Raw genomic sequence first — 14,209 nt, 5'->3', positions numbered from 1 at the left:
TGATGGCCAAGCCCAACGTCGCCGAGCAGTTCGTCCAAGTCCTGGTTCAGGCCGGGGTCGAGCGGATCTACGGCGTGGTCGGAGACAGCCTCAACCCCATCGTCGACGCGATCCGCCGTACTCCGGGCATCGAATGGGTGCATGTCCGCAACGAGGAGGCCGGCGCGTTCGCGGCGGCGGCCGAGGCCCAGCTGACCGGGCGGCTCGCGGTGTGCGCCGGTAGCTGCGGCCCCGGCAACACCCATCTGGTGCAAGGACTCTACGACGCGCACCGCACGGGAGCCCCGGTTCTCGCGCTCGCCTCGCATATCCCGTCCGGCCAGATCGGGACCGGGTTCTTCCAGGAGACCCATCCCGAGCGGCTGTTCGTCGACTGCAGTGGCTATTGCGAGCAGATCAGCAGGCCCGCCCAGATGCCGAGGGTGCTGCGGATCGCCATGCAGCACGCGTTGTCCCGCGGCGAGGTGTCGGTGCTGGTGTTGCCCGGCGACGTCGCGCACCTCGACGCCGTGGCGCCCACCGGGAACGGCGTGCCGGTCACCGAGCACGGGACGGTCGTGCCGCCCGAACCACAGGTGGCACGGCTCGCCCAGCTGATCAACGACGCCGAAACCGTCACCGTGTTCGCCGGTGCCGGCGTGCGCGGCGCGCATGCCGAGGTGATGGAGCTGGCCGAGACCGTGCAGGCGCCGGTCGGCCACAGCCTGCGCGGCAAGGAGTGGATCCAGTACGACAACCCGTTCGACGTCGGAATGAGCGGTCTGCTCGGCTACGGCGCCTGCTACCGGGCCATGCACGACGCGGATCTGCTGGTCCTGCTCGGCACCGATTTCCCTTATGACTCCTTCCTTCCCCAGGCGCGGACCGTGCAGGTCGACCACGACGCGACCCGCCTTGGCCGTCGCACCCCGCTGGAGCTGGCGGTGCACGGCGACGTGCGGGAGACCCTGCGAGCCGTGCTGCCGCTCCTGCGGCGCAAGACCGACCGCACCTTCCTGGACCGGATGTTGCGTGATCACTGCAAGACGCTGGAACAGGTCGTCGACGCCTACACCCGCAACGTCGAGCGGCATGTGCCCATCCATCCGGAATTCGCCGCGGATCTCCTCGACGAACTCGCCGCGGACGACGCGATCTTCACCGTCGACACCGGCATGTGCAACGTGTGGGCGGCCCGGTACCTCACGCCCAACGGGCGCCGCCGGGTGATCGGATCGTTCCTGCACGGCACGATGGCCAACGCCCTGCCGCACGCCATCGGCGCTCAGTTCGCCTACCCGGGACGCCAGGTCGTCTCGATGTCCGGCGACGGGGGACTGGGCATGCTGCTCGGCGAACTGCTCACCGTGGCCTTGCACGATCTGCCGGTCAAGATCGTGACGTTCAACAACTCCTCGCTCGGCATGGTGAAGCTGGAGATGCTGGTGGACGGCCTGCCCGACTACCAGACCGACCACCGTCCGGTCGATTTCGCCGCCATCGCCAGTGGCGCGGGCCTGCGTGCCGAACGGGTGACCGACCCGACCCGGCTGCGCTCGGCGCTCAAAGAAGCGCTCAGCCACGACGGGCCCGCACTGGTGGACGTCGTGACCGACCCGAACGCGCTGTCGGTCCCACCGCATATCACCGCCGGGCAGCTCGGCGGATTCGCTTTGGCGGCGAGCAAGGTCGTGCTCGAAGGCGGGGTCGGCCGGATGATCGACCTCGCCCGGGCGAACCTCCGCAACATCCCGCGGCCGTGAGACCGCCTGCTCAGCGCAGTGGGCGGAACGTGGCGCGCAGGTCTTCGATCCACGCTTCCGGGTTTTCCCACGGTCCGAAGTGGCCGCCCTTCTCGTGGACGTTCACCTGCCGCACGTCCGCGTAGACGGGACCGGCCGCTTCCTTGAACGCGGCGACGCGGCGTTCGCGGTCGTGGGCTCCCGGCGGCGCGGCGTCCCCGAGGTGGAAGGTGAACCCGGCCGGCGCCTCGACCGCCGGCGTCCGGTCGTGCGAGGGCCGCCACGGATGCCGGTTGACGTTCTTGTAGGCGCGGATCGACGAGCCGATGGCCTGGTTGACCCAGTAGATCGTCGCGTTGGTGAGGATGTGGTCGACCGGATAGGAGTCCTCGAAGACCCCGTTCTGGTCGCTCCACTTCTTCCACCGCTTGAGGATCCACGCGAGCATCCCGATCGGGGAGTCGTTCAGGCCGTGCGTGATCGTCTGCGCGTCGAGCATATGCGTCGCGACATGGGAAACGTAGGTGTCGACGAAGTTGACCATGTCGGGCAGGCCGTCGATCGGCGCACCGCCGGTGAGATCCCAGTGGCGTTCGCCCTGGAAGATCGTCAGCGGCATCTCGTTGCCGAGGTGGATGCCGTGGAGCGAGCGGGCGTATTTGTGGCCGAGCTGCGCTCCGACCAGCGCGCCGTAATCGGCCGCGCCGACCCCGAAACGCCGGTGGCCGAGCACATCGGTCATCAGCGTGTGGAACCGATCGGCCATGCTGACGAAGTTCTCCTTGCCGTTCGTCAGCGGAGTGGAGAACGCGAAGCCGGGCAACGAAGGGACGATGACGTCGAAGGCGTCCGCGGGGTCGCCGCCGTGCGAGGCCGGGTCGGCGAGCGGGTGGATGACCTTGCTCCAGTCCCAGAAGGTCCACGGCCAGCCGTGCATGAGCAGCAGCGGGATCGGCGCGGGACCTTTTCCCGGCTCGCGGATGAAATGCACCGGGGTGCCGTCGACGTCGACGCGATGGTGCGAGTACTCGTTCAACCGGGCTTCGACGGCTCGCCAATCGAAACCGTCGGCCCAGTACTCCACGATCGGCTTGAGATAGGCGGTACTCAGCCCGAAGGCCTCGTCTTCGTTGTCCAGATCGGGCGCGAACCTGGTGGCCTTGAGTCGTCTCCGGAGATCGTCGAGGACGTCCTGTTCGACGTCGATGACGAACGGGTCGAGGGTCATGATCGGTTCTCCTTGTCCGGGTGGGTCCAGTCCAGGCGGAGCCTGGTGATGTGAAGTTCGGTGATGAGCCATCGGCCGTCCGAGCGGGTGAAGCGCACCCGGTAATGGCCATAGCCGTGCATTTCGCCGTCGTGCGGCGTGGTGACGATGTCCTCCATGGCCCAGACACCGGCCACCGAATCCGGCGACTCGATGTCGATCTCGCTGGAGAACAGGTGGTGTATCAGCACGGAATCGGCTTGATTGCGGGCTTTGAGCCGGTCGGCGATCTCGGCGCAGCCGGTCATTCGCGCCTGGATCGATCCGTCCACTGTGGAGGCGACGAACGGCGCGTCGGACGTGAACAGGGCCGCGAGGTCGTCCCATCGATGATGGTCGGCGCTGTAGACGTAGCGAGCCATCAGGCGTCGCACGTCCTCCACCGCCACCAGCCGGGTGAGGTCGTCCATCGGCTTTCCTTCGTTCGGTGAGGTTGACCCGGCCGAGGATGCCGACGAAAAAATGGACCGGCAAGTACAGTCTCGAGGGATCGCTTCTGTACTTGCCGGTACATTTTTTCGGACCTACGTTGCCCTCATGCACGCGATCCACATCAGCGAATACGGCGGCCCGGAAGTCATGACCTGGGCGGAGTTCCCGGACCCGGCGCCGAATGACGGCGAGGTCGCCGTGCGGCTGGGCGTGGCCGGGGTGAACTTCATGGACACCGGCGCCCGCAAGATGCCGCTGCCCACCTGGTCGGTCCCGACCGTGCTGGGTGTCGAAGGTATGGGCATCGTCACGGCGCTGGGGCCGGGCGTCGAAGACTTCGCCGTCGGCGACCGTGTCGCTTGGCGCTACCACAAGGGCAGCTACGCCGAACGGCTCGCCATCCCGGCGCGGTCGCTGGTGCGGGTGCCCGGCGACATCGACGACGAGACCGCGGCCGCCATCCTGATGCAGGGCTTGACCGCGAACCATTTCACGACGGAGACGTACGCGATCCAGCCGGGCGACACGGCCGTCGTGCACTCGGCGGCGGGCGGGGTCGGGGTCATCCTGACCCAGCTGATCAAGGCTCGCGGCGGCACCGTGATCGGGCTGGTGTCACGCGAGGAGAAGACCCCGGTGGCGAAGAAGGCCGGCGCGGACCATGTGCTGGTGTCCGCCGGGAGTGGCTTCGAGCGAAAGGTTCGAGAGCTGACCGGCGGTGAAGGCGCACACGTCGTGTACGACGGCGGCGGCACGGCGACGTTCCACTCGTCCCAGCTGGCGTTGCGCCGCCACGGCGTGCACGCCTACTACGGCGTGGTGAACGGCAATCCCCCGTTCCGTCCGGCGGATCTGCCGAACAGCATCCTGCTGTCCTATCCGTCCGTCGTCGACCACGTGCCCACTCGCGAGGCACTGGTGCGGCGGGCGAACGAGCTGTTCGAGTTCGTCCGGAAGGGGCAGGTGACGCCGTATATCGGGGGTCGCTACGCCCTCGCCGACGCGGCACAGGCGCACCGCGACATCGAGTCCCGTCGTACCTCGGGGAAGCTGCTGCTGATGCCGTGATGCCGACGAGGGACAATGGACCGCCGAGTACATTCCGGGAGGCTTTCGTGCTCACGAAGAAGGGCGCCGCGACGCGGCAGCGGATCATCGAAGCCGCGGCGGACGAGATCCGTGAGCACGGCGTCGCTACGGCGACCCTCGACGACATCGGCCGCCGTAGCGGAACGGGCAAGAGCCAGCTGTTCCACTACTTCCCCGAGGGCAAGGAACAACTGCTCCTCGCCGTGGCCGAATGGGAAGCCGGGCAGGTGATCGAGGACCAGCAGCCCTACCTCGGGCGGTTGACCTCGTGGGAGGCGTGGGAGAAGTGGCGTGACGTGGTGGTCCGGCGCTACCGGCGGCAGGGGGTGCACTGCCCGCTCGGGGTGCTGATCACCGAGATCGGCAGGCATACTCCCGCCGCGCAGGCGGTCACGAAGCAACTGCTGGAGCAATGGCAACGTCAGGTCCAGGCCGGTATCGAGGAAATGCGGGAGAGCGGGGACATCGGCCGTGACGTCGACCCGGTCCGCGCCGCGGCCGCGTTGATCGCCGCGATCCAGGGCGGGGTGACGATCCTGATGTCCACCGGCTCCGCGGACCACCTCGAGGCGGCGCTCGACCTGTACCTGGACTACTTGCGCGGCTGACGCCGTCCACTGTGGACGATCAGGCCCGGCCGGTGCCCATCCCGCGCCAAAGCAGGTCGAGAAGGCTCGCGACGTCGTGCCGCCATTCGCCTTTCGGGTCGAGGTAGAGCAGGCCGCCGAGTCCGCGCAGAACGGTCTCGGGCTTCAGGTCCGCGCGGACGGTGCCGGCGTCGACGTTGGCCTGCAGCAAGGTGGAGACCGCACGGACCATGTCCTGATAGGCCCCCGCCGGCAGCTCTCCGCGTGAGGCTCCCGCGGCACGCAAGGCGTCGGCCAAGCCGCGTTTGGTCATCATGTAGTGCGCCAGGTGGTCGGTCGTCCACACTCGGAACGCCTGTTCCGGCGGGTACTTCTCGAGCAGGGTGGGCACGATCTCGACGAGCTGGCGCACCTCGCGCCGGTACACCGCCAGGATGAGGGCTTCCGGGGTGGGGAAGTGCCGGTACACCGTGCCGACGCCGACCTCGGCCTGCTTCGCGATGGCGTTGAACGAGACTTCGCCGGAGCAGGCCAGTGACTTCGCGGCGGTGGCGAGGATGCGCTCGTGGTTGCGCCGGGTGTCCGCGCGCCGGGGATTGACCGAACCCGTCGTCATCCGCCCCTCCTGTCCGCCGATCCCGTTCTCCGCTGAATGTAGCCGAGGGGACCGGAAAACCTGGAGCGACTCCAGGAGTGGGCACGACCTTGCCGGGTGGATCGTGTTCCGCTAACTTGAAATCGAAGCGGATGAATATCCGTTTCGATTCACGAACGGACTCCCACCACCTCAACCTACGCCGTCCGGGCCGCGGCCGGGGCGATCTGCGGAAAGAGTTTCAGTGGACATCTCACTCGAAGTCAATGGCAGGACGGAACACCTGAGCGTCGATCCCGGGGTGACCCTGCTGGACACGCTGCGGGAGCGGCTCTCCGTCACGGGGCCGAAGAAGGGCTGCGACAGGGGGCAGTGCGGCGCCTGCACGGTGCACGTCGGCGGACGGCCGGTGCTGTCGTGTCTCACCTTGGCCGCCACCGTGAAACAGCCGGTGACCACGGTCGAAGCACTGTCTACTGAGGACGGTCTGCATCCGGTTCAGCAGGCGTTCGTCGACCAGGACGCCCTCCAGTGCGGGTTCTGCACCTCCGGGCAGATCATGTCGGCGGTCGCCGCCGTCGAGCAGGGCGTCGAGGACGTCCGCGAGTTCATGTCCGGCAACCTCTGCCGGTGCGCGGCGTACCCGAACATCGTCGCGGCGGTCGAGCAGGCGAGGAGGGCCGATGCGTCCCTTTGAGCTGCTCGCACCCGAGACCGTCGAAGACGCGGTCGCTTCGCCAGGCACCTTCCTCGCGGGCGGCACCACACTCGTCGACCTGATGAAGCTGAACGTCCTGACCCCGCGACAGGTCCTGGACATCAACGCGGTACCGCTGCGCGGCATCGACACCACCGACGGGCTGCGGTTCGGCGCGCTGGAACGGATGAGCGACATCGCCGGACACGCCGGGGTGTACCCGGTGATCTCCCGCGCGCTTCTGCTCAGCGCCTCCCAGCAGATCCGGAACATGGCCAGCATCGGCGGCAACCTCATGCAGCGCACGCGCTGCTCGTACTTCCGAGACGTCGCCATGCCGTGCAACCGGCGAGACCCCGGCAGTGGCTGCCCGGCCATCTCGGGCGCCAACCGGATGCACGCGGTGCTGGGTACGAGCGATTCGTGCGTGGCGACCCACGCCAGCGACGTCGCCGTCGCCCTGGTCGCCCTCGACGCGCAGGTTCGGCTGGTCAGCGACACCGGGACTCGCACCGTCGAGCTGGCCTCGTTCTATCGGCAGCCCGGCGACACTCCCGAGGTCGAGACCGATCTGCGGCCCGGTGAACTGATCGCCGAGGTCGTGGTCCCTCGGCTGGACTGGGCGACAAACTCCACGTACGTGAAGGTTCGCGACAGGCAGTCCTACGAATTCGCGCTGTGTTCCGCGGCGGTCGCGCTGCGGGTGGAGGACTCGCGCATCGTCGACGCCCGGGTCGCGGCCGGCGGTGTGGCGACCGTGCCGTGGCGGCTGCCCGCCGTCGAGGAGGCCCTGCGGGGTGCGCCCGCGACCGTGACCGCTTTCGAAGAGGCCGCGTCGCTTGCCGCCGAGGGCGCGCGCCCGCTGGCGGCGAACGCGTTCAAGCCGTCGTTGCTGCGGCGGACCATCGTCCGCGCGCTGCTCGAACTGACCGAAGGGAACCGCTCATGACCAGCAGGGTGGACGGGCCGCTGAAGGTCACGGGCCGGGCCGAGTACGGGGCGGACCACGCCTTTCCCGGGCTGGTCCACGGCTACGTCGTCCTGAGCACGATCGCCCGCGGCGAGATCGACACGATGGACGTCACGGCGGCGAAGGGCGCTCCGGGCGTGGTCGGTGTGTACACCCCGTTCGATCCGCTGGAGTTGCACACGCCCGCGACGCCGGTCATGGGTGAGACCTGGGTTCCTTTGCAGGACAAAGAAGTCACCTACTACGGCCAGCCGATCGGCTTCGTGGTCGCCGAGACGTACGAGCAGGCGCGTGACGCGGCGATGCTGGTCGAAGTGTCCTATCTGCCCCGGCCTGCCCTGACTTCGCTGCAGGACGGCCTCGCCTCGGCCGAAGAGGCGCCGGAGGGGAGGGGTGGCCCGTCGACCCTCGCGATCCTCGCCGACGGTGTCGAGTCGATCGAAGACGCGCTCGCGGCGAGTCCAGTGGTCGTCGAGGCCACGTACACCACCGCGACGCAGCACCATGCCGCGATGGAACCGCATTCCGCGGTCGCGGTCTGGGGGGCTGACGGCCTCACGATCCACAGCGGCAACCAGGGCTCCGATCTGCAGGCGGCGGAGCTGGCGATGGCGCTGGGCGTGGAACCGTCCGAGGTGCACGCGGTGAACCCGTTCGTGGGCGGTGCGTTCGGCGGCAAGGGGCACACGTCCACCCCGGCGTTCCTCGCCGCAGCCGCGGCGAGGGCACTGGACAGGCCGGTGAAGGCCGTGCTCAGCCGGGAACAGGTCTTCACCGCGACCGCGGGCCGTGCCGCGACGGTGCAGAAGATCTCGCTCGGCGCGGAACACGACGGCACGCTGAACGCGCTCCAGCACGACTCGTGGTGCAGCACGCCCATGGACCGGTCGTTTGTCGAGCCGACCTCGCACGGTACTTCGCGCGAGTGGTACGCCACCCGCAACCTGGCCATCAGCCAGAAGATGGTGCCGCTCAACATCCCGCCGACGACGTTCATGCGGGCGCCGGGGGAGGCACCCGGCTCCTTCGCGCTGGAAAGCGCGATCGACGAACTCGCGATCGCGCTGCGCATGGACCCGATCGAACTGCGGCAGCGGAACAATTCGACCGCTCCGCCCGGCAAGGACCTGCAGTGGTCGAGCAAGCACCTCGACGAATGCTTCCGGATCGGCGCGGAACGGTTCGGCTGGGCGGATCGCTCACCCGAAGGACGGACCGACGGCGATTGGCTCGTCGGCATGGGCACGGCCACCGCCATGTTCCCCGCGCTGAGGTTCCCGGCCACCGTCGAGATCACCCTGCTGCCCGACGACACGGCCGCCGTCGCGACGAGCGGGGCCGACCCGGGAACCGGTCTGCTGACCGTGCTCTCCCTCGTCGGCGGGGAGTCGCTCGACATCTCGCCGGATCGGGTCAAGCCGCGGCTCGGTGACTCGCGCCTCCCGTCCGGAGGCATGTCCGGTGGTTCGACGGCGACCGCGAGCGCCGGAACGGCCATCATGGTCGCCGCCGCCAAGGCGATCGACGAACTGCTGGCACTGGCGTCGGCTCCGGGCGCGCCGTTCGAAGGCATGGAGGTCGCCTACGCGGACGGTCGCGTGCAGGCCGGGGAACGGATGATGACCTTCGGCGAGCTGTTGCGGGCTCTGGACCGGCCGTCGCTTTCCGTGACCGGCTCTTCGGCGCCCGGCGAGGAGCTGACGAAACATTCGTTCAGCTCGTTCGGCGCCCAGTTCTGCGAAGTCCGCGTGCACAAGTGGACGCGCGAGATCCGGGTGTCCCGCATGCTCGGGGTGTTCGACGCCGGCCGGATCATCAACCCGACGGCGGCTCGGAGCCAGATCATGGGCGGCATGATCTGGGGTGTCTCGGCCGCGCTGCACGAGGGGCTGGAGATCGAGGAAAACGGTCGGCTCGCCAATGGGGATTTCGCGAGCTATCTGATCCCGGTCAATGCGGATATCCCCGAGGTCGACGTCCAGTTCGTCGAATACCCGGACACGTTGCACAACTCGGTCGGTGCGAAGGGGCTCGGCGAGATCGGCATCGTCGGGATGGCGGCGGCGGTGGCGAACGCCGTCCACAACGCCACCGGCATCCGGGTGCGGCACATCCCGATCCTGATCGAAGATCTGCTCGACGAGTCGTAGGGGTGCGGTGGTAGTCGTTCCGGTCAGTTGATTCGGGTGGGGAGGATTAGGGACGTTGAGTGTCCCCGATGCTCCGTTGATCAAGCGCTGATGTCCGATCGGTCCCTTGACGATGTGGGAATCGGGACACTCAACGTCCCGATTCCCACATCGTCGGCATCCGGCTCGCCGAGTGGCGGCCCCTCGTACAGGTGAGTCGATTTGAGTGGGGAGGATTAGGGACGTTGAACGTCCCAAATCCTCCCCACTCGGCTGCAAGCCTGGGGATCGTGGGTTGATCATCGGAGGATTTGGGACGTTGAGTGTCCTCGATGCTCCGTTGATCAAGCGCTGATAACCGATCGGCATCCGACGCACCGAGCGGCGCGCCCTCATACCGGTCAGTTGATTCGATCCTCTCGGCGAAAGACCATTTCCTCCCTCGATTTGACAATTCCGGCGCGACCGAACGGTGGTTGCGCCGGTCTTCGGCGTGGCCAGACTGGAAAGATCGGGAGACGAGCGCTGTCGCCGTCGTGCCCACACCGGTAGGCCGTTCCGTGGTCGTCCCCCTCGTGCCGGGCGGGAGTGAAGGAGGACGGATGAGACTCGACCGAAAGGTGGCCGCCGTCGTGGCCGCCGTTGTGCTGATGACGCCGTTGGCAGGGTCGGCGTCCATTGCCGGTGATCTACGCGAAGCGAACCCACCCTGTTCACCGGGTACCACGGTCACGACCGATGACGGCCCGGTGTGCGGTGTCGCGGGCGCCTCGGTCACGTCGTGGCAAGGGATCCGTTATGCCGCACCGCCGACGGGGGAACTGCGGTGGAAGCCGCCGCGGCGGCCGACCCCGTGGACCGAGCCGTTCGTCGCGACGACCGAGGGCACTCAGTGCGCGCAACCGGCCGGTGCGGGGCCGGGATCGGACGACGAGGACTGCCTCAACCTGACCGTTCGGGTGCCTGCCAAGCGCGATCCCGGTCCGCTCGCCGTGATGGTGCAGCTCCACGGCGGCGGATTCCTGCTGTGGAAACCGCAGGACGCGAGTCGTCTGGTGACGGCGGGCAACGTGATCAGCGTGGAGGTCAATTACCGGCTGGGGATCTTCGGCTTCCTGGCCCACGAGGCGTTCGGCGCGCAGGCCGGGAACTACGGGTTGCAGGATCAGCAGGCCGCGTTGCGCTGGGTGCAGCGCAACATCTCGCGGTTCGGCGGCGACCCGCGCAACGTCACGATCTACGGTGCTTCCGCCGGTGGATCCAGCGTCTGCGCCCATACGATCTCGCCCGCGTCGGCGGGATTGTTCCAGCGCGGTATCAGCGAAAGCGGCGAGTACAACTCGCTGCTCGGCGTCGACACCGTATGGCAGGCACAGGACTGCAAGGCGAAGCTGCCCACCGAAGCGCAGGCTCAGCGCGCCGGGGCCCGGTTCGCCGCCGCTGTCGGCTGCGGCGACATCGTCGAAGCGGCCGCCTGCCTGCGCAAGGCGCCTGCCGCGGCGTTGCTCAAGCAGGCGGATCACGGCAGGAATCCCGACAACGGGACGGTCGCGCCGATCGTGGACGGGAAGACCTTGCCGATGTCGCCGGGGGAGGCCTTCGCCACCGGGCGGGTCAACGACGTCGCACTGATGCACGGGGTCGCCCGCGACGAGACCCAGCTGCCTTCCGCCTCGACTCCGGCCGACTACGAGACGCTGGTGCGCCAGCAGTACGGTAAGCACGCCGCGGCGGTCCACCGCACGTATCCGCTGGTCCGGTTCCCCGCGCCCGCCCCGTTCCTCGCCTTCCGGACCATCGTGGCCGACTCCAACTCGGTCTGCCCCTCCATGCTGAACAACCAGCGGCTGGCCCGGCACATCCCGGTCTTCACCTATCAGATGGACGACACGGACGTCCCGCCGCAGTTCTTCCTCGACCCCACCAAACCGAACGGCGCCTATCACATCGCCGAATGGCTCCTGCTGTTCCCGGACGGCGTCGAGCTCGATCCGAATCAGCAGGTTCTTTCCGAGCAGCTCGTCGCCCAGTGGACCGGGTTCGCGCGCACCGGTGACCCGACCGTGGACGGCACTCCTCGGTGGGATCGCTACACCGACCGGAATCCCGTCGTCATGTCGCTCAACGCGGCGGGCGACAGCAGGCTCACGACCGACATCCCGCGTCAGCATCATTGCGGATTCTGGAACAAGCTGACCCCGTTCGCTGAAGAGCGCTGACCGGATTCCCGGTATCGAAGGTGTTGCCCCCGGTCGCGCTCCGCCACCGGATCCGGGCCCGGGCTGGGCCGATTCGGGGGCACCACGGCGATCCCGCGCCCCCGGATGGTGGATTCGGACGGCACCTGCTGGTCTTCACCCCGGTCGCGGACCACAATCGTCCCCCTGTGCGTGCACTGACGGTGGGGAGGATCGGATGTCGCGCCCACGGGCAGCCGTCGTCGCGACGGTGGTCATCCTGCTCGCCGTCGCCCTCCCGGCGTCGGCGCAGCAGGACGTCCTCCCCGCGCAGGTTCGCCCAGGCTCCGCTCACGACATCGTCAAGTACGGCGTGGCCGCCGACGAAAACTGCATGCTCTACTTCGGCGGGCAACCCAGCGCCCCGTGCTCGAGTGCGAGCCGGGGGCCACTCCGGGGCAGGCTCGAGGTCGCCTCCGGGCAGCCACCGGGCCCCACCGAACTCCATTGCCAGCCGTGCCACCGCGTTGGTGCTCCGTCGACGTCGACGCGGAAGCCACCCACCACCACGACCGGGCCGGTGACCACGAGCCCGCCCGCCACGTTCACGAGCCCGATCGTCGAAGAATCCTCCCCCGAGCCGACCTCGAAGTCGCCGACCGGGTACGCGCGGCGCCCCGCGGGCACGCGGATCCTCCTCGCGACCGTCACCGTGCTGGCCACCTCCGAGACGGCCCAGCCGACACCGGCACAGTCCGCGGAGAACACCACGCTTCTCGATCTTCCACGGCAGACGTGGCTCGCGATCCTCGGCGGCCTGCTGCTCGCCGCGGCCGCCCTCGCCGGGCTGCGTTTCGTCCGTCGTCGCGGCGACAAGCCGCCGCCCCCTCAGCCACCGCGCGGGCTGCCGGAACCCGGAATCCGGCCGGTCCGTGTCGGAATCTCGGATCTCGCCGGAGGGCAGGCGCCGTCGGACGTTTCGTTGACTCCGGACACCGGATACGTGCTGTGGGTGGACATCGGCGAGCTGCCCGGCGCGGACACGAGCAGAGAGGTGCCTCTCGACGTAGTGGCCTTCGACAGCACCCCGGCCGGGCTACGGCCGATGGTCACGGGGGCGCTGACCCGGCGCGTCAGGCTCGGCGCCGGGGACGCCGGACGTATCGTGTTCGACCTCCGCACCCCGGTGCGACCGGCGCGGAGGCGGCTGCGGGTCGGCCTGTATTGCCGCGGCGTCCTTTGGCAGTCGTTCGCCGTCGATGCGGACATCGGTTGGCCGGAGGACCGTGGCGGCTGGCGAACAGAGCTGGACTATGCGGCCGGATACGGCCTCGATCCGTCTCTTTTGGACACCGTCGCACCGCATGCCCTGAGCATCATGGTCAATCACAACACCGCCGACGAGCATGGGATCCATGTCTTCTTCGCCGACGGGGCGGTGGCGATGGCCGCAGGCATCCCCGCTGCGCATCTGGACCGGCTGCAAGCCCGCGCCCGTGACCTGTATCGGCGGCTCGAAGCGGCGCAGGGATCGATCGATTCCGCGCTCGGCGCTTTGGCGTTGCACGGCCGGAACGTCTACACCGCGATCCGGCCGCGGATCGACCCGGCGCTCGTGCGGGCCGGGCTGGATCCCGTGCCGCTGTGGCAGCGGCTCCGGGACCGGGTCCGCGTGCAGGTGGTCTGGCCGGACGGCTGCGCGCAGCCCCTCCCCGCCGCGATCGTCTACGACTTCCCCCTGGCCGAGGTCGGTTCGGCCGAACTGCGTGCCTGTCGCGCGTTCTTCGACGACTTGAACGCCCGTATCGAGCCACGCTGCTTCGGCGGGCGTTGTCTCTCGGACTCGGACACGGTGGTGTGCCCGGCCGGTTTCTGGGGATTCCGGCTTCTCCTGGGCAGCCCACCGTCGCTGGGAACGGACCGCCCGGTACCGGACCGGCCGGCGGAATCCGCGGATCCGCCCGCCCTCGTGCTGGGAAAGGCCATGGATCCCGCGTTCGTCCTGCGGGACAGGCATTTGCGCCGGCTCCGGGAGCTGCTGCCGGGAGTGACTTGGTACGAGGAGAACCGGTGTGCCGGGCTGCTCGCCCGGCTGCGAGCCGTGCAGCCCAGCCTGATCTACCTGTACTGCCACGGCGGCGTCGACGAGGAACAGGGCATCGGCTGGGTGGAGATCGGCGACGGCGAACGGCTGTCCGCGCGCGGCCTGCCCGACGACCTCTACCGGCTGTGGCGCTCGCGGCCGCTGGTCCTGCTCAACGGGTGCAGTACCGCCGCGCTGGGTGACGACCAGCCGAATCCGTTGACGCAGCGGCTGTTGTGGGCGGGCGCGGGCGGGATCGTCGGTACCGAGATCGACGTGGGGGAGACGACGGCGTGCCGGTTCGCCGATCATCTCGTGCCGCTGGTGCTCGGCGCGGACCGCGAACTCGGCGACGCGATCCGGGCGAGCCGTCTCGAACTCCTCCGGACCGGCAGCGTGGCGGGGCTGAGCTATCTAGCGCTGGCGCGTCCTGATCTCCGTCTGACGCTCAAGGAATGAGGA

11 protein-coding genes are annotated in these 14,209 nt (G+C 68.7%); 8 read left to right on the top strand and 3 right to left on the bottom strand.

Annotated elements, in window-relative coordinates; translation table 11 throughout:
• Window positions 1–2: 2 nt before the first annotated feature.
• Window positions 3–1,742, top strand: coding sequence for a pyruvate dehydrogenase (locus tag AORI_RS61105; protein ID WP_016334366.1), 1,740 nt, complete (start codon window positions 3–5; stop codon window positions 1,740–1,742).
• A gap of 10 nt (window positions 1,743–1,752) precedes the next feature.
• On the opposite strand, the gene AORI_RS61100 is transcribed toward AORI_RS61105, so the two are convergent.
• On the bottom strand, window positions 1,753–2,949 hold the full coding sequence (locus tag AORI_RS61100) for an epoxide hydrolase family protein (protein ID WP_016334365.1): 1,197 nt from the start codon (window positions 2,947–2,949) through the stop codon (window positions 1,753–1,755).
• Window positions 2,946–3,398 (bottom strand): nuclear transport factor 2 family protein, encoded by a 453-nt coding sequence (locus AORI_RS61095; RefSeq protein WP_016334364.1) that lies wholly within the window; start codon window positions 3,396–3,398, stop codon window positions 2,946–2,948. The genes AORI_RS61100 and AORI_RS61095 overlap by 4 nt, the downstream gene beginning before the upstream one ends.
• A 127-nt stretch (window positions 3,399–3,525) precedes the next feature.
• Here AORI_RS61095 and AORI_RS61090 point away from each other — a divergent pair, with 127 nt between their 5' ends.
• Window positions 3,526–4,488 carry a quinone oxidoreductase family protein gene (locus tag AORI_RS61090; RefSeq protein WP_016334363.1) on the top strand — a complete coding sequence of 321 codons (963 nt, stop codon included), beginning with the start codon at window positions 3,526–3,528 and terminating at the stop codon, window positions 4,486–4,488.
• Window positions 4,489–4,535: 47 nt separating this feature from the next.
• Window positions 4,536–5,117, top strand: a complete 582-nt coding sequence (locus tag AORI_RS61085) for a TetR/AcrR family transcriptional regulator (protein ID WP_016334362.1) — start codon at window positions 4,536–4,538, stop codon at window positions 5,115–5,117.
• 19 nt (window positions 5,118–5,136) lie between these two features.
• On the opposite strand, the gene AORI_RS61080 is transcribed toward AORI_RS61085, so the two are convergent.
• The gene (locus AORI_RS61080) at window positions 5,137–5,712 is read right to left on the bottom strand and encodes a TetR/AcrR family transcriptional regulator (RefSeq protein WP_016334361.1); all 576 of its coding nucleotides are present in this window, start codon (window positions 5,710–5,712) and stop codon (window positions 5,137–5,139) included.
• Window positions 5,713–5,935: 223 nt separating this feature from the next.
• Here AORI_RS61080 and AORI_RS61075 point away from each other — a divergent pair, with 223 nt between their 5' ends.
• From AORI_RS61075 to AORI_RS61055, 5 genes are all read left to right on the top strand, one after another.
• Window positions 5,936–6,388: a (2Fe-2S)-binding protein gene (locus AORI_RS61075; RefSeq protein ID WP_016334360.1), complete on the top strand. Its 453-nt coding sequence runs from the start codon at window positions 5,936–5,938 to the stop codon at window positions 6,386–6,388.
• A complete protein-coding gene (locus AORI_RS61070; protein WP_016334359.1) occupies window positions 6,375–7,337 on the top strand; it encodes an FAD binding domain-containing protein in 963 nt (320 codons plus the stop codon). Before AORI_RS61075 ends, AORI_RS61070 begins: the two co-directional genes overlap by 14 nt.
• Window positions 7,334–9,508 carry a xanthine dehydrogenase family protein molybdopterin-binding subunit gene (locus tag AORI_RS61065; RefSeq protein WP_016334358.1) on the top strand — a complete coding sequence of 725 codons (2,175 nt, stop codon included), beginning with the start codon at window positions 7,334–7,336 and terminating at the stop codon, window positions 9,506–9,508. Before AORI_RS61070 ends, AORI_RS61065 begins: the two co-directional genes overlap by 4 nt.
• A gap of 581 nt (window positions 9,509–10,089) precedes the next feature.
• A complete protein-coding gene (locus AORI_RS61060) occupies window positions 10,090–11,706 on the top strand; it encodes a carboxylesterase/lipase family protein (protein WP_016334357.1) in 1,617 nt (538 codons plus the stop codon).
• A 196-nt stretch (window positions 11,707–11,902) separates the two neighbouring features.
• Window positions 11,903–14,206, top strand: a complete 2,304-nt coding sequence (locus AORI_RS61055) for a CHAT domain-containing protein (RefSeq protein ID WP_016334356.1) — start codon at window positions 11,903–11,905, stop codon at window positions 14,204–14,206.
• The last annotated feature ends 3 nt before the right edge of the window (window positions 14,207–14,209 follow it).

It is taken from the genome of Amycolatopsis keratiniphila (assembly GCF_000400635.2).
GTDB classification, from domain to species: domain Bacteria; phylum Actinomycetota; class Actinomycetes; order Mycobacteriales; family Pseudonocardiaceae; genus Amycolatopsis; species Amycolatopsis keratiniphila.
The sequence above is the reverse complement of the archived record's forward strand: the minus strand, read 5'-3'. Positions and strand labels throughout refer to the sequence as shown.